We start from the raw sequence: 18,389 nt of genomic DNA on the forward strand, positions 1-18,389 counted from the left end.
CCTTTTTGTCGTCCATTGTGTATAACGTATCGTATTTCACCTCCGTGCCGGGCTGGCCCTTATCCCCCAGATGCTGGTAATTCCCTGCAGATGGGCCCGCCTTTTGGCTTGTGCAGCGAAGCGCCTGCCGCACACTGCGCAGGGTGAGGTTGCGCCACCTGCTCATGTTTCTGGCCCTTTGCGGCACCACTTCCGTCCCCTTGATGCACGCCCAGGTCTCCGATTTGGCCTCGGGGGCCGAATTGAGCGCGGACGAGCCGCTCGAACGCGATCTGGAAAACGGGATTGTGACCGCCCGGGGCAATGCCGAAGTCCGGAGTCAAGACATCCGCATCACTGCCGACCTGATCCAGTTTTACGAGCAGGATCGCAAGCTGGTAGCCCAGGGGAAGGTGACGGCGACGGGCCGCGGCCTGCGCCTGCTGGCCGACGAGCTGACCTACGACCTCGACTCGCAACGCTTTACCACCGGTCATTTCCGCGCGGGCTATCCGCCATTCTTTATCGAGGGTGAGAGCGCGGAGGGCACGCCGGAGGAATTTATCGGCGAGATTGCCACCCTGTATTATGGCGAGCCGTCGACCGGGACCCCGCGCCTTCGCGTGAAGTCGGCCCGAGTCGTGCCCGGGCAACGGGTGCGGGCAGAGGATGTGCGCTTTGGCGTGCAGGGCCTCGGCTTCGAAGTCCCGATTGCGACGCTCGACCGTTCCTTTGCCCTGCCCTCATTGCAGGCGACGGCCTCCGGGGGCTACCGGGGCAATCTGGGCGCCTATATCCAATCCGAGCTGCTGGTGCCGGTGGACGACCGCTGGCTGGCCGGTGCCAATTTCGACGCCTACAGCAACCGGGGCGTGCTCTTTGGGCCCATCGTGTCTTACGTGGACGAGGAGGGGCCGTCGCAGAGCGTCACGACCCTCAGCACAGGCTGGATCTACGACTTCGACACGGGCGAACGCGGCGTCGACCGTTTGAACGAGCCGATCGACCCGCAGCGCTACTTCCTGCGTCTCAATCACCAGCAGACGCTCGACCGCCTGAGCTTCAATGCCAAGCTCGACTACGTCTCCGACTCGGAGATCCTGCGCGACTTCCGTTGGGATTTGTATCCCTACTTGCAGGAGGCGGACAGCCATTTCGAGGTGCTCTACACCGCCGATACGTGGTTCCTCACCGGCTTGGCCCAGACAACCGTCTCGCCGTATTTCCCAATGACGGAGCGCCTGCCGGAGGTGCGCTGGCAAAGCCGCCTGCGCCCCATCACGGAGTTCAATTTCTACCACCGCGCGCATGTGCAGGCTGGCTATCAGCGACGTCGTGACATCGTTGGCTTCGACTACAACGAGCGCCTGCCGGAGGAGGAAATCCTCCAGATCGAGACCTCGGATGCGGTCGGCCGCGTGGATGGTTATTACGAGCTGCAGCGCCCCACCCTGCTCACCCCCTGGTTGACGCTGACGCCCAACGGTGCGGCCCGCTACCTCTATTACGGAGACAGCCCTTCGGGCGAACATGCCGACCGGATCCTCGCGCAGGCCGGGGTCGACCTGACGGCGGAAGCCTCTGCGTATTGGGGCTACGAAAATGAGACGTGGGACATCAACGGCCTGCGCCACCTCCTGCGCCCGATGGTGCGTTACAATTTCCGCGAAGCCCATGGTGCCTCGCCGGACGAGCTGTATCAATTCGACGCCTACCTGCCCAATCCTTCGCGCCCGCTCTTCAACCTGGGCGACCGGCGAGATGTGGACACGCTCGACAGCATGCATGTCGTGCGCGTAGGCGTGGAAAACGCGCTGCAAACCCGCAGCAGCGACGGTAGCACGCGCAACCTCGCCCAGCTCGACGTTTTCCAGGACTTCAACCTCGACGACGACACCGACGACGCCCTCTACACCGAGTTGGGCACCCAACCGGCCCCGTGGCTCGACCTCCGCGCCGCCCACAAGTGGCGGACGGAAGATGGCATGGCCGAGGCTTACTACCTCGACGCCAGCATCCTCAGCGCGGACAAGTGGCGCATCACCTTCACCCTCGACCATCTCGAAGACGAGGTGTCGCAATACGGCTTCAGCGGCTATTACCGCCTGACGGAGAACATTGGCGCGCTGGCCTCCCTCCGCTACGACGACGAGCGCGGCCAGTTGACCCGCCAGGTGTATGCGATCCGCCAGCGTTGGGGCAGCTACTGGGAGTTTGACTACGGGGTGCTGCTGACCAATGGCGACCAGCGGCAGGACGACTTCCGCCTGCAGCTGAAGGTGCGTTTCCTCGCCTTCTAGCATGTCCGACACGGCGGACCTCAAGAGCTTTTTCCCGCGCACGGACCACCCGATCCGGCTCTCGGCCTTCGAGGGGCCGCTCGACTTGCTGCTGTTCCTCATCCGGCGGCAGGAGATCGACATCTACGACATCCCGATCGAACAGGTGACGCGGCAATACCTGGCGGTGCTGCGCGCCACCGAGGAGCGTCAACTGGAGGTGGCCGGCGAGTTCTTCGTCATGGCCGCCACGCTGATGCAGATCAAGAGCCGCATGCTTTTGCCACCGGAGCAGCATGTGGATGAAGAGGATCCATCGAGCGAAGACGACGAAATCGACCCTCGTTGGGAACTCGTCCAGCAGCTGCTCGAATACCGGCGCTTCAAGGATGCGGCGGCAGATCTGGCCAAACTGGTCAACAACGCGCAAACGCTCGTCGACCGTCACATCGTGGAAGAGCCGGTGCCGCTGAGTGAGCTGCCGCTGGCCCCCACCGATCACGTGGAGCTGTGGAACACCTTCAACCGGGTGCTGCGTCGCCTGGCGGAAAAGGTGAATGTGGGCGAAATCGAGGATGAGAGCGTAACGGTGGCCGAACGCATGGAGGCTATGCTCGACCGGCTGGAGCGGCAGGAGCACTTCACCTTTACCGAGCTGCTGGGCGAGCAGGAGCGCCCAAGCGTGATGTTTGTGGTGGCCACCTTCCTCGCGTTGCTGGAGCTGACCCGGCTCAAGCGCATCTCGCTGGAGCAGCACGACAATTTTGGGGATATTCTCTGCCAAAAGCGTGCTCCGGATGACGACCTTGCGGAGGCGCTGCCGGAGCCGGCTGGGGACCCAAAGGAATAAAGCGCCTTGCAAAAGCTCATACTTTCACAAGGTTGTCACCAATGAATGAACGTCAGCACGCGGAACAGCGAGCGCATATCCTGGGGATCGGCTTGGACCATGCAGATGGCCACAAGCGGATTACGCGTGCGGAGCAGTTTTCGATCGTGGGCGGGTCTGAGGAAACTCATTCGCGCATGACGGAAACGCTGATGAAAACTTGCGAAGACCTGCGCCGGAAGGGTAAGCGTCTTGAAGAGACCGAAGCCCATCAACTGGCGGAGATCATCGACAAGAACACGCCCCGCTGATTACGTTCGCTGAGCCCCCTTATCAAAAGCAACCATGTCTGAAGCTATTGTAAATCTAACCGAAGCCAACTTTGAGGAAATCGTCACCAAGTCCGACAAGGTCGTGGTCGTCGATTTTTGGGCCCCGTGGTGCGGCCCCTGCCGGACCATCGCTCCGATCCTGGAGCAACTCGCCACCGAAATGAGCGGCGAAGTCCAGATCACCAAGGTGAATGTGGACGAAAACCAGGGCCTCGCGCAAAAGTTCAATGTGCGCGGTATCCCCACCCTGCTCTTCTTCAAGGGCGGCGAGCTGCGCGATCAGTCGGTGGGCCTCGTGCAAAAGGAAGCGATTGCCAAGAAGGTTCGCGAACTCAACTAGTTCGCCCTCCTTTAGAGCATTTCCGGATTAAGCTGAAACAGTGGATGGGAGCTATTTTGAGCCGCAGCGCGAGGCTGAGGCTTCGAAGGCGGGCCCAAAGGCCCATTGAGAAGCCGCAACGAAGCGAACGGCCAAAAGAGCCCCATTACTTCGCTGGTTCAGATTAAAACGGAACTGCTCAAGACATCACTTTACCGGGCCAGCCGTCCTTCGTGGGCGGCTGGCTTTTTTGTGCGCGCCGATCAATGCGCCTGAGTATCGATGATCAGGCCGGCAGCGAGGAGCACTCCGTAGAGCAGCATGAAGAGGGCGCTCTGGGCGAGGCGCTTGAGCCAGCCTTCGCGCTCGGCCGCTTGCCCCATCGTCAGCGCCAGCTTGAGGCCGAGCGGCAGCGACAGCCAGGGCAGCAGGGTCCACAAGCCGAATTGATAATCGAGAATCAGGAATAAAGGCACGATGGCTGCCAGGATCACAAGCACCTGGTATTGCCGCACCCCAAAGTCGCGCCCGAAGCGGACGGCCAGCGTGCGCTTGCCTGTCATCGCATCGGTCCCGACGTCGCGCAGGTTATTGACCACCAGGATATTGGTCGCCAGCGCACCCGGCACGATAGAGATCCAGAAGGCCGGCCCGATGTAGAGGACAGCCGCGTCTTGTGCCCAGTTGTAGCCTATCCAGCTCTGCGCCTGCACATAAAACGTGAGCATGGTGGCGACAAAGCCGAAGAAGAAAAACACGAAGACATCGCCCAGGCCATTGTAACCTAGCGGATAAGGCCCGCCGGTGTAGGCCCAGCCGCAAGCGATGCTGGCCACGCCCACCACCAGCAGCCACCAGCCCCCGAAGGGGATCAGCCCGCAGCCGACCAGAAAGGTGAGGCCGAAGACGAGCCACATGGCGCGGCGCATCTCCTCGGGCTTCACCAGCCCGGCAGCGGTGGCGCGAGTCGGCCCGATGCGGTCGGCCGTGTCGGCGCCTTTGACAAAGTCGTAGTAGTCGTTGGCGTAATTGGTACCCACCTGCACGAGCAGGGCGAAGAGCAGCGCCAAGCTCGCCGCCAGCGGATCGAACTGGTGCGCATGCCAGGCGAGCGCAGTCCCGAGCAAGACGGGAATGATCGCCGCCGGGAGGGTCTTGGGGCGGGCAGCCAACAGCCAAGGGTTTGCCATATGCGCATGGTTACGATCCCCCGGCGCGAACGCAACTCCTTCAGTATCCGTCGCTCAACAATGGCGCGAGCTCCAGCACGCCGCTGTCGTCCCCGGCCTGCCAGCGTACCCGCACGGTGAGTTGCGGCACGGCATCCGAGGCTGGCAAACGCCACCCCTGCTCCGGCTCCCGAGGCCAGGGCTGCCAAACGCCATCGTTCCGGCGACCGACCTCCAGCTCGACGGCGTCCAGCGGCCCCACCAGCACGGTGCGCTCGCCCGCGATCAGCGGTTCCCACTCGGCCAAGGAGTCCGCTGCCGCCGGGGCCTTGCGAATCACCGCCAGAGACGGCTTGGCGCGGGGGCTGCCCCAGGCATCTTCCGCGACCAGGGCCAATGCCTGCCACGCCAACGCCTCGTCTTCGTCCAGCCATGCGCCCTTGAGCAACACGGCGGGTTCGGTCCGTTCGCCGGCCACCACGTCGAGCCAAAGCGGCGCATCGGGCGCGGGCAGTCGATGGTGCCAACCCTCCTCGACTTGCCAGAGCGCCTCCACCACTGACGAGCGGTCGGCCAGGCGCAGTTGACCAAACGAAGCCTGAAGCGTCGCCCGGAACAGGCCGACGAGCACCAGCAGCAGCCCCGCCAGCAGGCTGAGGGCGACCGTCACCTCCAGCAGCGTAAAGCCACGGCGTTTCATGGCCGAACCTCCAGCCACAGGTATTCCGGCCCGCCAGCCAGCTCCTGCAGTGCCACCCAATATTCGGCCTCGCCTACGCCGGGAGTAAAAGTGACCTTCCAACCGTGGCCGCCGGCGCAACATTCCTGCCAGAGCCACGCCTCCCCTTCGCGCACGAGCATCCAGTCGGTCGCAACTTCAGGTGGATGAGCGTGCAACTGCTCCTGCACCGCCCGCACGACCTCCGCCGGGCGGACCGCTTGCGCTGGTGCCGTATCGGCCAAAGCCCGAGCCAGCAGGAGGACAAGCGCCATCAGCGCCACGCCCATCACGCCAAGGGCCAGTGCCACCTCCAGCAGGGTGAAGCCGCGGTGCCTCAAGGCGCCACCTCCCGCTGCTGCGGCAACCCACCCGGTTCCCAGCGGCCTTCCGTGCCGTCGGCCCAGCGCCAAGTATAAGTGTGAACGGGTTGGCCGCTCGCGTTCAGCTCAATAACCTGGGCTTCGCCTCGTGCGGCCCAAACAGAAAACGTATGCCGGTCCGCATCATTAATGGTCAGGCGGACACCGCTCCATGCAAAAGCAGAGGTAGGCTCCGGTTCCCATTCACTTCCGGCCAGGATCAGCTGTTCGGCGTACAGCCCCGTCTCATCGCTCCAAATCGCTACGCAGACCGGGCGGCCCCGCGCTTGAGCGAGTTGGCGAGCATTGGCGAGGTAGGCTTCCCATGCTTTGGGCGCCTCCAAATCTGGCGGCGGCTGCGCGGGGCTGGCCTGCCAGACCCATAGCGCACCGCCCAGCAAGCCGGTGACGAGCGCCAGTACGACCACGATCTCCAGCAATGAAAAGCCGCGCCGCATCACCAGCTCACGATCCAGGGGCCTTCGGCTCCACCTTCTACATACCAGTATACGCCCGTCGGCAAGGGGCGCACCGGGCGGGAGGCTTCCGGCACGTTGGTCAGCTCCGCCAGCTCAATCCAGCCGTCGCGATCGTGGTCCCACACATAGTGCCAGCGGTGATTGCCAAAAGCGTCGGTCCAGCGACCGTCCTCTTCCAGATCGTCGGCAGCAAGCTGGAGGAAATTGCGCGCTTGCGGATTCAACGCACGGGCGGCAGCGGCCATTTCGCCACCATCCAGACCGTAGCCGAGCAGGGATTCCAGCAGGAGGGCTTCCTGCCCCGCCAGCGAGACATCGGCGGTCTCGGCCAAGGCGGGGTAGCGCCCATAATACCCGCGGTATGCCTCCACCGCCAGGCTGAGACGGGCAAACTGGGCGCGGGTGTGTTCGACTTTGGCCGCACGCTGCGAACCACTGATCGCGGGAATCGCGAAACTGAGCAGCACCCCGAGCACCGCCAGCACGCCGACCAGCTCCAGCAGCGAATACCCGCCCTTACTCGCCATACACGAGGTTGTCGCGGTAGAGGTTGGCCTCCGAATAACCCGTCGTCAGCCAGCCGTCGGGCTCGATGCCGCAAGGCTCGGGGTTGCCATTGCTTGCCGCGCTCGCCCCAAGGGAGAGCAGGCGAAAGCGCGGATACGTCCACTCGCTGGCCGTGGTGTAGAGGTAAACGTAAGGCGTGCCCCACGGGTCGAGCAAGGCTTGGCCGTCGTCTGCCAAGGCGGGGACTAGCGGCTTCCAGCGAGCGGGTGCGGCTTCGCCGTTTGGCCCCTGCCCCAGGCGCAGGCTACGGTAGAGCACCGCCGCGCCATCCGCCTCCGAGGCAACCGGATAGGCCCCCCAGTGGCGATGGTAGGCCTGCAGGGCCGCCGCCATGGCCTCGAGCTGCGCCTCGGCCTGGAGGCAGCGCTGGTGTCGTTGCACGGAAAGCCCGCCCCAGCCGACCGCGCCCAGCATCAAGCCGATGATGCCCAAGGCGAAAACCAGCTCCAATAGCGTCCAGCCGCGTGCGTTCATCGGGCCATCAAGGGACGTTTGCACCGGGGAGTCAAGACGGACCCTTGGCACAAATTTCTGTTTCCCGCGCGTTGACACGATAAAAAACATCTCACTAGATAACATCACTGGTGTCTGCCGACTTAGGTGAAAGCAGCGTTGGCGGCACCGCCCCTCTGGAACGTCCTCTTCCTTTCTCGGACGTCTGATTGCAAGCGCCGGTGTGGTGTATTGCACCCCGTTATAGCCTCTTTTATCAGGACCTATGGAGAACCAAGACTCGTCGCGCGACAGCTTAGCCATCGCGGGCATTTTCGAGCCACAGAACAACAAGGCCGGCGTATTGCTGAACCCGGAGCACAACGGCAAGAACCGCCCGTCGGACCCGTTTGTCCCGCGCGAGATGATCCGCCGCTTCAAGATCCAGCGCGGCAGCTTTGTCGAAGGTTTCGGCCAGGAAGACGGCAAGCACCCCAACCCGAAGCTGCGCTTCATCGAGAAGATCGACGGCATCAAGGTCGAAGAGCGCAAGCGCGTGCTGGCCTTCGAGCACCTGACGACGGTGACGCCCAACCAGTGGCTGAAGATGGAGCGCGAGGGCAGCGGCAGCATGGTGGGCCGCATGATCGACCTCTTTTGCCCGATCGGCAAAGGCCAGCGCGGCCTGATCGTGGCCCCGCCGCGCACGGGCAAGACGACGATCCTGCAAGAGATCGCACATGCCGTGGCCGAAAACCACCCCGAGTGCGAGGTGCTGCTCCTGCTTGTCGACGAGCGCCCCGAGGAAGTGACGGACATCAAGCGCAACGTGCCGGGCCGCCTCTTTGCCTCCTCCAACGACGAGGATACCAAGAACCACCTTTATGTGGCCGAGCTGGCCATCGACCACGCCAAGCGCCTCGTCGAAAGCGGCAAGGACGTCGTGCTGCTGATGGACTCGCTGACCCGCCTCGCGCGCGCCTACAACGCGGCCAAGGCCGGCAGCGGGCGCACCATGAGCGGCGGCCTCGATGTGCGTGCGCTCGAAAAGCCGCGCCAGCTCTTCTCCACCGCCCGCAATACGGAAGAGGCCGGCAGCCTCACGATCATCGCCAGCGCGCTGATCGAGACCGGCAGCCGGATGGACGAGCTGATCTTCCAGGAATTCAAGGGCACCGGTAACATGGAAATGGTGCTCGACCGCAAGATCGCCGAGCTGCGCCTTTGGCCCGCGATGAATATCGCCAGCTCCGGCACACGCCGCGAAGAGCTGATCCTGCCGCCCGACGTTTTGAAGAAGGCCACCCTCTTCCGCCGCGCGCTGACCAGCCTCAAGCCCGACGACGCCGTCGAGCGCGCTCTTAGCCGACTCTCGAAGACGACCACCAACGAGCAGTTCATGAAACTGCTGGAGGTGTAGGCCAAGCGCGACATACGCTCGCTATTTCGCAAGTCAATGCCTCTGCTACCGTCTAATTTGGCGCTATTTAAGCGGCATGAGCGCCCCACTTGCTCGCCATCTCACCAATTCGCAGAAAACCCTGCAAATTATTCAGCTTTATCCTTGCGGGGGGTAAAAGACCTCTCCTAAATGCTCCTCTTTCGGAATGGAGAACTTCGCCGCTCAGTGCTTAGACATGGCCCGTGCAATTTTGGGCCAAAACCTGGATTCGATCAACGCAGATGGGACTATTCAGCCCATCGAGGGCGAACAAGCCCGCGCCGATGAAAGCGGGCACGCTGCGCTCGCCATCGGTGAGTTCTACCGCGCGACGGGCGAGACACAGTTCTCGAACTTCGATCTCGTCGACCTCGCGGCTCGGTGTGTGACGGCGCAAGCCTTCACCGAGGAAGAACATGAAAACGGCCTCGGCTACGCTGCGTTGGGCATCCTCTCCTTTGGCCCGGCCAAGGAGCGCAATTTGGTGTGGGAACGCCTGCTTGACCCGACGCGCGAGCGTCTCGACAAGCGGATGCTCGCCCGCACGGACTACGACAACCACCTGCAGTCGTTCAACGTCGCCAAGTCGGTCGTGCGCTACAGCATGGGCTTGTCGAAGAAAGACGAGACGGGCAAGCTGATCGACCGCTTCCTCGAACGCGCTCAATCGCGCAGCTCGGCTGGCTTCTTCGACGACAGCTCTGAAGAGAGCCCGATCAACGGCGCCTTCGACATTTACGGTGTGATGTCCCTCGTGTTCATCCGCCAGTCCCTGCAGCTCCACGCCAATATCCACCTGCGTGACCGCAAGCTGCCCAGCCTGCGCACGATGGCGGAGAAATACCTGAAGCTGCTGCCCGACCTCGTCCGCCAAGACGGCCTCGGCTGGAACTACGGCCGCGGCGTCGGCGCCTACGGGCAGATGCACTGCATCTCGCTGATCCTCCAAGCCCTGCGCGACGGCTGGATCGAACCGGAAAAGCGCGGCCTCTACAACGACCTGCTGCGTCGCCTCTTCCAGTTCTTCTTCCTGACCTACATGGATCAGGAGCACGGCTTCCTCGTCATTCGCGACCATGAGCGCGACACGCAGGATGCCCACACCACGCGGATGGCCAACTTTGACGCCGCGCGCTACCTTTGCCAATGGTCCCGCCTCGCCAAGAGCATCGGCGGCGACCTGAAGGCCCAGCCCTCCCCCGCCCGCACCGGCGGCCGTTGGGTGATCTTCGACAAGAGCAACAAGAAGGAACAAGGCCTCTTCATCTATCAGGATGCCGAGAGCGGCCTGCACCTGCACCTTCCGCTGCTGGCCAACAATGGCCTGAAGAACGCCAACAGCCTCGCCTTCCCGCACTGCCCGGGCGTGTTCGACTGGCCCGTCAACAAGTTCCTGCCGATCCTCGTGCCGGAACTGACCTTCGGCGAGCACAAGATCGTCCCCGCTTTCTACGGCAAGAAGTGCGTCACGGGTATGGGCATGCGCCGCTCTTTCTACTTCCGCTACGAGCAGCCCGAGCTGATCACGTCGGAAGAGAAGATCGTCCCCGGCCTCGGCTCCTGCCGCGTCAACTGGAACTTCTCCGGCAACACGATCTCCAGCGAATTCATCTTCACGGTGAAGTCGCCGATCAAGTGCGACAAGATGCGCTACGTCCTGGCCATCGGCTCGCCGCACAGCGAGAAGCACCTGCCGGGCACCTTTACTCTCGGCGCCAACGGCCTGGGTTGCGAAGTGGAGCACGACGACTTCCAAGGCCAGTGGCAGGAAACCGAAGAGGTGACCAACGAGCCCGAATACCGCGGCTACTGGGGCAACATGCACTACATCCAGACGCTCCTGCGCGATCATCCGCTGCAGATGCGCCCGGGTGTCCAGTACCGCCTCAAGATCTCCTTCACGCCCGACGTGGCGATGCTGGAGGCCTAAGGCTCGGCCCCTCTCGCAATATCCGATGCTTTCGGTCCGCATCATCCCCTGCCTGGACGTCAATGCCGGGCGCGTGGTGAAAGGCGTGCGCTTTCAGGAGCTGCGTGATGCCGGTGACCCAGTCGAAACCGCCAAGGCCTACGAGGCCCAAGGCGCGGACGAACTGGTGTTCCTCGACATCACGGCCTCCAGCGACGGGCGCAGCATCATGCACGACGTCGTCGAAGCCACCGCCTCGCAGTGCTTCATGCCCTTGACCGTGGGCGGCGGCCTGCGGACCGTCGACGACATCCGCGCCATGCTCAATGCGGGCGCGGACAAAGTCAGCCTCAACACCTCTGCCGTCAAAACGCCGGACCTGATCGACAAATCGGCCAGCTTTTTCGGCAACCAATGCATCGTGGTGGCCATGGATGCCAAGCGTGTGCCGGGCGAGGAGCGTTGGGAAGTCTACACCCACGGCGGTCGCAACCCCACCGGGCTCGACGCCATCGAGTGGGCTCAAGAGGTGACGCGCCGTGGCGCGGGAGAAATCCTGCTCACCAGCATGGACGCCGACGGCACTAAGGCCGGCTACGACCTGGAATTGACCCGCCGCCTGAGTGAGGCGGTGGAAGTTCCCGTCATCGCCTCCGGTGGCGCGGGCACGCTCGACCACTTCGTGGATGTGCTGCGACAAGGCAAGGCTTCGGCGGTGTTGGCCGCCTCCATCTTCCACTTCGGCACGTTTACGATTGCTCAGGCCAAGCAGCACTTGCACGCCGCCGGTCTGCCGGTGCGGTTGAGTTAGCCTGTTACTGGTAGTTGCACGCAGGGCCGGATGGCATTATCTTGATGTCGATGGCCCGCTTTCTCCTCAGTTTGTGCCTCGTCTGGTGGGCAATTCCCGCTTGGGCGCAGAGTTCGGACAAGCTGATGGAGCGTTTTCTCGACGGCTTTGGCGGTCGAGAGGCCCTCGATGCGGTGGAGAATGTCCGTTTCATTGGCTTTCTGCACTTTGAGTCGGGCCGCAGCATCCCGTTTATGCTTTTTTATGCCCAGCCGCAAATGAGCCGGCTGGTGCTGCAGTTCCCGGAGTGGCAGCAGCTGGAGTTGACGCGTTTGGGCGAAGCTTGGGAGGGCACCGTGAGCCCGCGTGGAACGGATGTGACCCAACTGGAGGGGGCCAAGGCGCAGGCTATGTTGGCCGAAGCCTTCCCGCTCGGGAGCCTCGTCGCCTACCTGCAAAAGCGCTATTTGCCGCGCTCGATCATGGTCGAAGGTGCTTCGGGCAACGATACCCTGGTGCGCCTGGCGCACGGCGACGGCGTCTTCAGCGAACATCGACTGGCGGAAGATGGCAGCGTACGGCAGATCGCCGTGGTGACGGTCTACGAAGAGGAATTCCCCGACCGTTTCGAGGTGCTGCCGCTGGAGTTTACCGAGGTCGCGGGCGTGCGCTGGCCCACGGAGCTTGAAAACCGCATGAACGGCGAGTTCGTATCCCGGCTCCAGATCGTGGACGTAGCCGTCAATCTGGCCTTGCCGGGCGAAACCTTTGCCCTGCCCGCGCAGTAGCGCCTACTCGGCAGCAGCGGGCGTAGCTTCGGTGGCTGGCGCGGGTTGTGCCGCCGGAACGGGTTCCACGATCGCGGCCTTTTTCAGCAGGTCGAGCATCTTACGGTTGTTCAATCCAGTGGTGTCGACCTTGAGCCGGCGGCCGATGAAGTCGAACGTCATTTCCCAGGACTGGAGCGTCGCCTTCTCGTCAAACTCCTCCTTGCCCTTCTGGTTGGCGGCAGGGTTGGTAAAGGCGTGGGTGGCCTTGCTGAATTCGACAAAGGTCCAGTCCACATCCGTGTCGCGCATCTGCACGAGGAACTTCAGCACTTCCTCCAGCGGCACATAGGGGTCGCGCGAGCCCTGGAGCACCAGCAGGCTGGTCTTGATCTTGCGGTTGTCCTCCGGCAGAGGCGTCGAGAGGCCGCCGTGGAATGACACCACCCCGTTGATCGTGCTGCCGGAGCGGGCCAGCTCCAAGGCGGCCGTGCCCCCAAAACTGAAACCGATGGCCACGATGCGCTGCTTGTCGACCTCGGGCCGATTACGGATCTCCTTGACGGCCGACGTGATGCGGTTGCGCATCATACTGCGGTCACCTGCCCCCACGACCGAAGCTGCTTCGGCCGCCTGGTTGAGGTTGGCCGGGCGGACGCCTTCGCCGTACATGTCGACCGTCATGGCCACGATGCCATTGCGGGCAAACTCCTGCGCCATGGCATCATAATACGGCCCCGGGCCCATCCAGTTGGGCACGATGAGCACGGCTGGGCGCGTCTGTTCGGCGGTGGCATTGGCCGGCAGGACAAGGGTGGAAGCCATCGTGGAGTCACCCACTTTGTAGCGGACCACCTCACTCGTCTGCCCCATCAGGGCAGCCGCCAGCAGGCAGGGAAACAAGAGCAGGAGTTTCATCGTTCTTAGGGGATAGGGGTTTCCACTCTAATAATCGACAAGATACGCGCATTGTTTCACGCGACAAGCTTCGTACTTCAATAGCTCATCTCGTCGAGGCGCACCTTGCCACGGAAAATCCAGTAGATTACCGCAGTGTAACCGAGCACGAGCGGCACGCCGATCGCCGCAATGATCGCCATGATGCCCAACGACTTGTCGCTGCTCGCGCCGTTGTAGATATCGAGGCTGTGCTCCGGGTTGGGCAGCGAATACACCAGGTAAGGATACATGCCGATGCCGAAGAGCCCCATCAGCAGCCCCATGGCGACGACCGAGGAGGCAAAGGCCTGCCCACCCTTGTCGAGGTAGATCGAGCGCGGGATGTTGGCGATGGCGAGGATCACGAGCACTACGAGCACGAAATAGGCGGGCTGGGCGCGCAGCGCGTCGGTGATGTGCGGCACGTAGAGCAAGGTGGCCAGCGTAAAGAGCGCGTAGCAGAGGATAAAGGCGATCATGCAGGGCTGGATCCAGGCCTTGACCCGCTGGTGGTAGTTGCCCTCCGTCTTGAGGTGGAGGTAGATCGCGCCGTGCATGGCAAAAAGTGCGACAGTGGTCACGCCCATCCAGAGCGAATAGGCGTTGAACAGGGTGAAGAAGCCGCCCGCGTATTCGAAGTCGGCATCGAGCGGCACCCCGCGCGCGATGTTGCCCATCGTGACGCCGATGATGAAGCTGCAGAGGATCGAGGCCAGCGAGAAGCTGACGTCCCACGTGAGGCGCCACCAGCGGTATTTGAGCTTGCTGCGGAAGTCGATTGCCACCGCGCGGAAGATCAGGCCGGTCAGCAGGGCGAAGAAGGCGAGGTAGAAGCCGCTGAAAACGGTGGCATACACCTCCGGGAAGGCGGCGAAGAGCGCGCCCCCACCGGTGACGAGCCAGACTTCGTTGCCGTCCCATACCGGGCCGATGGCGTTGAGGTTGACGCGGCGTTCCTCATCGGTGCGCGCGAACAGGTGCAACACCCCTACCCCCAGATCGAAGCCGTCGAGGATGGCGTAGCCGGCGAAAAGGATGCCCACAAGGACAAACCAGATCGTGTTCAAGTCTACAGGTAGCCAGTCCATTACTGCTTGAAAAGTTGCTTGGTGTGGGCGTATTCGGTCTCGTCTTCCTCGATATCCGGCCCGTGTGTAATCTTGATCGTGAGCAGAAAGACGAAAAGCGCGAACAGGAGGAAGTAAATGAAGCCGAACATGAGCAGAGAGGCCAGCACCTGCTCCGGAATCACGACCTTGGAGAGGCCTTCGGAGGTGCGCAGCAGCTCGTAGACGATCCATGGTTGGCGACCCATCTCGGCCGTAAACCAGCCGACCTGGTTGGCGACCTGCGGGCCGAGCACCGACGCGACCATGATGACCATGAAGATGCGCACGCTGCGCCGCGACAGGTCGAAGAGCTTACCGCGCCACCAGAGCCAGCAGCCCCAGAGGCTGACCGCGATCAGCCCCATGCCGATGGCGACCATCAGGTGGTAGAACTGGAAGACGTAGTTCACCTTGGGCCAGTAGTGGTCCTGACGCAGGGCCGGGTAGTCGGCAGGGTCGACCTCCGGGTGGCGCTCGGCCAGGAAATCGTCGGCCGGCAGGTCCTTGAGGCCCTTTACCTCGTGGTTCACGTCGCCGCTAAGGAGAAAGCTGAGCATGCCGGGGATGGCGATGCTGTAGGTCTTCTGCGCGTCTTCGTCGACCCAGCCGACGATGCTGAGGGGGGCGCTTTCCATCGTCTCGTAGTGCCCTTCCATCGCAGCAAGCTTCACCGGCTGGTGCTCCGCCACAACTTCGGCCGAGGCGTGGCCAGCCACGAGCTGCAGCAGCGAGGTGATCGTCGCCATGACAAGTGCCACGACAAAGGAAAAGCGTGCAAAGCGGATGTGCTTACCCCGCAGGAGGTAAAACGCACTGATACTCAGCACCAGGAACGCCCCGGCCAACCAACAGCCAAGGATGACGTGGGTCAGGCGTTCGACCGACGAGGGGTTGAAGACCATGGCCCAGAAGTCGTCGATCACGGCGCGGGTGTGCGGGATATCCTCGGGGCGCAGCAGCGTTCCCGGATCGAGGCGCTGGTCGCCCACCTCCAGCACGAAGCCAGCGGGGGTCTGCATCCAGCTGTTGGCGACGACGATCCAGATGGCGCTGAAGTGGGAGCCGAAGCAGACCATGAGGGTCGCGAAAAAGTGCATTTTAGGCCCCACCTTGTCCCAGCCGAAGAGCAGCACCGCGAGGAAGCCCGATTCGAGGAAGAAGGCGAAAATGCCCTCCGCCGCCAGCGCACTGCCAAAGACGTCGCCGACGAAGCGCGAATAGGTTGCCCAGTTGGTGCCAAACTGGAACTCCATCACGATGCCCGTCGCCACCCCGATCGCAAAGATCAGGGCGAAGATGCGCACCCAGTATTTGGCCGTCTGCCGGTAAAACTCGTCCCGCGTCTTCAGGTAAACGGCTTCGTTGATGACCAGGAAGGTCCCCAAGCCGATACTGAGTGTCGGGAAGATATAGTGGAACGCGATCGTGAACGCGAATTGCAGCCGAGACAGAATCTCCAGATCCATCAGGAGCGAAACTACCGCACCCTATAAGGCTGGCTCAAGGCCGTATAATCCTTTAATACCCCGGCTAATACTCGGGAGTAGCGGGAGCGCGGTTATTCGGCACCGAGAGACTTCAAAATCTTGCGCGCCAAGTGCTCCTTGATCTCTACATGCCGGGGCACTGCTTCCACAATGCCCGTTCGCGGATTGATCCAAAGCGAGTGTGATCCACCTTCACGCTTTAGGAAGCAACCGGCAAAACGTAGCCGCTTTTCCAGTTCGCGGCGGTTCATTAAACCGCCACAACAGTTCTGATGGCGTCGTCCGGGAGACCGCGAGTCATATCATCCACGCGGTCCTCGAAGATCAGAATGATCGCCTGCCGGAGACTTTCCTTCGCTTCGTCGATTGTCTCCCCTTGGCCGTTTGCGCCTGGGACCTCTGGACAGACTGCCCAGTAGCCTCCTTCAGGAGCAGCTTCGATGATGGCAGAAAACTCACCTTTCATGATGATTGAGTATGAGCGCCCGCACCTGCCCCGTCAATCCTGCCGCAAGCTTGGGGATCGACGGATCGCGCGGGGTGCGGTATGTTCTGCTACAACTCGCTTTGTTGATTCACCATTTCGCTCGGATCAGTGGAAAAATCGGAGGACACCCTACCCCAGCTCACCCTACGTGCCTTGCTCACGGGCATGATCATCGGGGCCATTCTCACCCCGGCCAATATTTACAGCGGCCTGCGCATCGGTTGGTCGTTCAACATGTCGATCAACGCCTGCCTGCTCAGCTACGCGATCTGGAAGCTGTTCGAGGTGTTTGGCGCGGCGCCGTGGGGCGAAAAGGAAAATACGATCAACCAGACGACCGCGTCCAGCGCGGCTTCGATCATCTCGGGCGGTCTGGTGGCACCCATCCCGGCCCTGACTTTGATCACGGGACAGCAGATGAGCTGGGCGGTGATGAGCGCGTGGGTCTTCGCGGTCAGCGCGACGGGTATCACGGTGGCGGTGGCCTTGCGGCGGCAGATGCTGATCCGCGAAAAGCTGGCCTTCCCGGCAGGGGTTGCCACGGCGGAGACGATCCGTGAGATCTACGCCAAGGGCAAGGAGGCCTTCCAGCGCGTGGCGGTGCTGTTGAGCGCCGGGGTGAGTGCCATGGCGCTGGAGCTGATGAAGCGCCTCGGGCCGGGCGTCTGGACGCCTACCTTTACCCAAGTCGCGGCCAAGGGCGGGGCGATGGGCGGCACCACGGCGAGCTGGAGCAACCTTTCCTTTGGGCTCGACCCTTCCCTACTGATGATCGGTTTTGGTGCCATTATCGGCATCCGGGCCGGGATCAGCCTATTGATCGGCGCGATCGTCGGCTGGGGTGTATTGATGCCCTATGCCCTGCAGCAGGGTTGGGCGCCGGTGGGCGTGGCCGACCCGAGCGCCAACTGGTTTGGCGGACTGGTCGAGTGGCTGCTCTGGCCGGGCGTGACGATGATGGTGGTGAGTTCGTTGACGTCGTTCGCGTTTTCGCTCTGGGAGGCCTACGGCAAGAAGAAGCCGGCCACCGACTCCGACGAGCCGGGCGTGCTGGTCGACGACGCGGGCCAGCGGATTGAGGAAGACGCACCTGGCGTGGCCGAGGGCATCCCGGCGAGCTGGTTCTGGGGCGGGCTACTGGTTTTCGGCGGGGCGGCAGTGGTCGCGCAGGTCACGATTTTCAACATCCATTGGCTGCCCGCGCTGCTGGCGATTCCCATTTCGTTTGTCTTGGGGGTAGTCGCGGCCCGGGTGGTCGGCGAGACGGGAATTCCTCCGATTGGCGCGCTGGGCAAAGTCTCGCAGGTGGCATTTGCGGCCATTGCTCCGGCCAACGTCACGGCCAACTTGATGACGGCCAACGTCGCGGGCGGCACGGCGGGACAGTGCTCGGACCTGCTGAACGACCTCAAGACGGGGCTGCTGGTGCGCGTGAATCCGCGTTCGCAGATCATCGCGCAGGTTTTCGGCATCCTTGTCGGGTCTCTGGTGGGCTGCGGCACTTACCTGCTGCTGATCCCCGATCCTCAGACGATGCTGATTACCGACGAGTGGCCAGCCCCTGCGGTCGCCACCTGGAAGGCGGTGGCCGAGGTGCTGCAAGACGGGCTGAGCACGATCCCGATGCACGCTCGCTGGGCGATGCTGATTGCGGCGGTTTTGGCGCTGGCGATCGAAGTCGTCAGCCGCCTGAGCCCGCAGAAGGTGCGCAAGTGGCTACCGAGTATCCCGGCGGTGGGGCTGGCGTTCGTGATTCCCGCCTCGCTTTCGATCAGCATGTTTCTCGGGGCGCTGCTGGCGTGGCTGGCGAGCAAGTGGGTGCCCAACCTGGCTGCCCGGTTCACGCTCTCCATTGCGGCCGGCTTTGTAGCGGGCGAGAGCCTTGCAGGGGTGGGCGCGGTGCTGTGGCAGTATCTCGTTTCCTCGTAAAAAAGCAGCAGGGCGACCCCCGAAAAGTCGCCCTGCCCTGTCTGATTATGGTTCTGATCGTGAAGC

General features: G+C 62.8%; 20 protein-coding genes. 9 read left to right on the forward strand and 11 right to left on the reverse strand.

Going from position 1 to position 18,389, the window contains the following annotated elements; genetic code table 11:
- The first annotated feature begins 143 nt into the window (after positions 1-143).
- The 4 genes from Q7P63_06095 to trxA are packed head-to-tail and all read left to right on the forward strand — an operon-like array spanning position 144 to position 3,759.
- Positions 144-2,279 carry a hypothetical protein gene (locus Q7P63_06095; GenBank protein ID MDP0499655.1) on the forward strand — a complete coding sequence of 712 codons (2,136 nt, stop codon included), beginning with the start codon at positions 144-146 and terminating at the stop codon, positions 2,277-2,279.
- A gap of 1 nt (position 2,280) precedes the next feature.
- A complete protein-coding gene (locus Q7P63_06100; GenBank protein ID MDP0499656.1) occupies positions 2,281-3,108 on the forward strand; it encodes a segregation/condensation protein A in 828 nt (275 codons plus the stop codon).
- A 41-nt stretch (positions 3,109-3,149) separates the two neighbouring features.
- Complete coding sequence (locus tag Q7P63_06105) at positions 3,150-3,398, forward strand: hypothetical protein (protein MDP0499657.1); 249 nt, start codon at positions 3,150-3,152, stop codon at positions 3,396-3,398.
- Positions 3,399-3,432: 34 nt separating this feature from the next.
- A complete protein-coding gene (gene trxA, locus Q7P63_06110) occupies positions 3,433-3,759 on the forward strand; it encodes a thioredoxin (protein ID MDP0499658.1) in 327 nt (108 codons plus the stop codon).
- 242 nt (positions 3,760-4,001) lie between these two features.
- Here trxA and Q7P63_06115 read toward each other — a convergent pair whose 3' ends face one another.
- The 6 genes from Q7P63_06115 to Q7P63_06140 are packed head-to-tail and all read right to left on the reverse strand — an operon-like array spanning position 4,002 to position 7,507.
- Positions 4,002-4,928 carry a 1,4-dihydroxy-2-naphthoate polyprenyltransferase gene (locus Q7P63_06115; GenBank protein ID MDP0499659.1) on the reverse strand — a complete coding sequence of 309 codons (927 nt, stop codon included), beginning with the start codon at positions 4,926-4,928 and terminating at the stop codon, positions 4,002-4,004.
- Positions 4,929-4,968: 40 nt separating this feature from the next.
- Positions 4,969-5,607, reverse strand: a complete 639-nt coding sequence (locus Q7P63_06120; GenBank protein MDP0499660.1) for a prepilin-type N-terminal cleavage/methylation domain-containing protein — start codon at positions 5,605-5,607, stop codon at positions 4,969-4,971.
- Positions 5,604-5,966, reverse strand: a complete 363-nt coding sequence (locus tag Q7P63_06125; protein MDP0499661.1) for a prepilin-type N-terminal cleavage/methylation domain-containing protein — start codon at positions 5,964-5,966, stop codon at positions 5,604-5,606. Before Q7P63_06125 ends, Q7P63_06120 begins: the two co-directional genes overlap by 4 nt.
- Entirely contained in the window at positions 5,963-6,445 is a 483-nt protein-coding gene (locus Q7P63_06130; GenBank protein ID MDP0499662.1) for a type II secretion system protein, read from the reverse strand. The genes Q7P63_06125 and Q7P63_06130 overlap by 4 nt, the downstream gene beginning before the upstream one ends.
- Positions 6,445-6,993, reverse strand: a complete 549-nt coding sequence (locus tag Q7P63_06135) for a type II secretion system protein (protein MDP0499663.1) — start codon at positions 6,991-6,993, stop codon at positions 6,445-6,447. Before Q7P63_06135 ends, Q7P63_06130 begins: the two co-directional genes overlap by 1 nt.
- Complete coding sequence (locus Q7P63_06140) at positions 6,983-7,507, reverse strand: type II secretion system protein GspG (protein MDP0499664.1); 525 nt, start codon at positions 7,505-7,507, stop codon at positions 6,983-6,985. The genes Q7P63_06135 and Q7P63_06140 overlap by 11 nt, the downstream gene beginning before the upstream one ends.
- A 244-nt stretch (positions 7,508-7,751) precedes the next feature.
- Between Q7P63_06140 and rho the strand changes: the two genes are divergently transcribed.
- The 4 genes from rho (at position 7,752) to Q7P63_06160 (ending at position 12,393) form a co-directional block, all read left to right on the forward strand.
- A complete protein-coding gene (gene rho / locus Q7P63_06145; GenBank protein MDP0499665.1) occupies positions 7,752-8,885 on the forward strand; it encodes a transcription termination factor Rho in 1,134 nt (377 codons plus the stop codon).
- Positions 8,886-9,102: 217 nt separating this feature from the next.
- Positions 9,103-10,836, forward strand: a complete 1,734-nt coding sequence (locus tag Q7P63_06150; GenBank protein MDP0499666.1) for a hypothetical protein — start codon at positions 9,103-9,105, stop codon at positions 10,834-10,836.
- Between the two features lie 25 nt (positions 10,837-10,861).
- Entirely contained in the window at positions 10,862-11,626 is a 765-nt protein-coding gene (hisF, locus tag Q7P63_06155; GenBank protein ID MDP0499667.1) for an imidazole glycerol phosphate synthase subunit HisF, read from the forward strand.
- A 50-nt stretch (positions 11,627-11,676) separates the two neighbouring features.
- On the forward strand, positions 11,677-12,393 hold the full coding sequence (locus Q7P63_06160; protein MDP0499668.1) for a hypothetical protein: 717 nt from the start codon (positions 11,677-11,679) through the stop codon (positions 12,391-12,393).
- 3 nt (positions 12,394-12,396) lie between these two features.
- Here Q7P63_06160 and Q7P63_06165 read toward each other — a convergent pair whose 3' ends face one another.
- The 5 genes from Q7P63_06165 to Q7P63_06185 all read right to left on the reverse strand — a co-directional run bounded on the left by Q7P63_06165 (position 12,397) and on the right by Q7P63_06185 (position 16,373).
- Complete coding sequence (locus tag Q7P63_06165) at positions 12,397-13,290, reverse strand: dienelactone hydrolase family protein (GenBank protein ID MDP0499669.1); 894 nt, start codon at positions 13,288-13,290, stop codon at positions 12,397-12,399.
- A 77-nt stretch (positions 13,291-13,367) separates the two neighbouring features.
- On the reverse strand, positions 13,368-14,399 hold the full coding sequence (cydB, locus tag Q7P63_06170; protein MDP0499670.1) for a cytochrome d ubiquinol oxidase subunit II: 1,032 nt from the start codon (positions 14,397-14,399) through the stop codon (positions 13,368-13,370).
- A complete protein-coding gene (locus Q7P63_06175; protein ID MDP0499671.1) occupies positions 14,399-15,886 on the reverse strand; it encodes a cytochrome ubiquinol oxidase subunit I in 1,488 nt (495 codons plus the stop codon). The genes cydB and Q7P63_06175 overlap by 1 nt, the downstream gene beginning before the upstream one ends.
- 92 nt (positions 15,887-15,978) lie before the next feature.
- Positions 15,979-16,158 (reverse strand): type II toxin-antitoxin system HicA family toxin, encoded by a 180-nt coding sequence (locus Q7P63_06180; GenBank protein MDP0499672.1) that lies wholly within the window; start codon positions 16,156-16,158, stop codon positions 15,979-15,981.
- Complete coding sequence (locus Q7P63_06185; protein MDP0499673.1) at positions 16,158-16,373, reverse strand: type II toxin-antitoxin system HicB family antitoxin; 216 nt, start codon at positions 16,371-16,373, stop codon at positions 16,158-16,160. The genes Q7P63_06180 and Q7P63_06185 overlap by 1 nt, the downstream gene beginning before the upstream one ends.
- A gap of 129 nt (positions 16,374-16,502) precedes the next feature.
- Here Q7P63_06185 and Q7P63_06190 point away from each other — a divergent pair, with 129 nt between their 5' ends.
- Positions 16,503-18,323, forward strand: a complete 1,821-nt coding sequence (locus Q7P63_06190) for an OPT family oligopeptide transporter (protein ID MDP0499674.1) — start codon at positions 16,503-16,505, stop codon at positions 18,321-18,323.
- The last annotated feature ends 66 nt before the right edge of the window (positions 18,324-18,389 follow it).

This window comes from Verrucomicrobiota bacterium JB022 (genome assembly GCA_030673845.1).
Taxonomy (GTDB): Bacteria; Verrucomicrobiota; Verrucomicrobiia; order Opitutales; family Oceanipulchritudinaceae; genus WOUP01.

Excerpts from the sequence above, each read along its gene's own strand:
- Q7P63_06100 (MDP0499656.1), top strand. The coding sequence starts at position 2,281 with ATGTCCGACACGGCGGACCTCAAGAGCTTTTTCCCGCGCACGGACCAC.
- Q7P63_06105 (MDP0499657.1), top strand. The coding sequence starts at position 3,150 with ATGAATGAACGTCAGCACGCGGAACAGCGAGCGCATATCCTGGGGATC.
- trxA (MDP0499658.1), top strand. The coding sequence starts at position 3,433 with ATGTCTGAAGCTATTGTAAATCTAACCGAAGCCAACTTTGAGGAAATC.
- Q7P63_06115 (MDP0499659.1), bottom strand. The coding sequence starts at position 4,928 with ATGGCAAACCCTTGGCTGTTGGCTGCCCGCCCCAAGACCCTCCCGGCG.
- Q7P63_06120 (MDP0499660.1), bottom strand. The coding sequence starts at position 5,607 with ATGAAACGCCGTGGCTTTACGCTGCTGGAGGTGACGGTCGCCCTCAGC.
- Q7P63_06130 (MDP0499662.1), bottom strand. The coding sequence starts at position 6,445 with ATGCGGCGCGGCTTTTCATTGCTGGAGATCGTGGTCGTACTGGCGCTC.
- Q7P63_06135 (MDP0499663.1), bottom strand. The coding sequence starts at position 6,993 with ATGGCGAGTAAGGGCGGGTATTCGCTGCTGGAGCTGGTCGGCGTGCTG.
- Q7P63_06140 (MDP0499664.1), bottom strand. The coding sequence starts at position 7,507 with ATGAACGCACGCGGCTGGACGCTATTGGAGCTGGTTTTCGCCTTGGGC.
- rho (MDP0499665.1), top strand. The coding sequence starts at position 7,752 with ATGGAGAACCAAGACTCGTCGCGCGACAGCTTAGCCATCGCGGGCATT.
- Q7P63_06150 (MDP0499666.1), top strand. The coding sequence starts at position 9,103 with ATGGCCCGTGCAATTTTGGGCCAAAACCTGGATTCGATCAACGCAGAT.
- hisF (MDP0499667.1), top strand. The coding sequence starts at position 10,862 with ATGCTTTCGGTCCGCATCATCCCCTGCCTGGACGTCAATGCCGGGCGC.
- Q7P63_06160 (MDP0499668.1), top strand. The coding sequence starts at position 11,677 with ATGGCCCGCTTTCTCCTCAGTTTGTGCCTCGTCTGGTGGGCAATTCCC.
- Q7P63_06165 (MDP0499669.1), bottom strand. The coding sequence starts at position 13,290 with ATGAAACTCCTGCTCTTGTTTCCCTGCCTGCTGGCGGCTGCCCTGATG.
- cydB (MDP0499670.1), bottom strand. The coding sequence starts at position 14,399 with ATGGACTGGCTACCTGTAGACTTGAACACGATCTGGTTTGTCCTTGTG.
- Q7P63_06175 (MDP0499671.1), bottom strand. The coding sequence starts at position 15,886 with ATGGATCTGGAGATTCTGTCTCGGCTGCAATTCGCGTTCACGATCGCG.
- Q7P63_06180 (MDP0499672.1), bottom strand. The coding sequence starts at position 16,158 with ATGAACCGCCGCGAACTGGAAAAGCGGCTACGTTTTGCCGGTTGCTTC.
- Q7P63_06185 (MDP0499673.1), bottom strand. The coding sequence starts at position 16,373 with ATGAAAGGTGAGTTTTCTGCCATCATCGAAGCTGCTCCTGAAGGAGGC.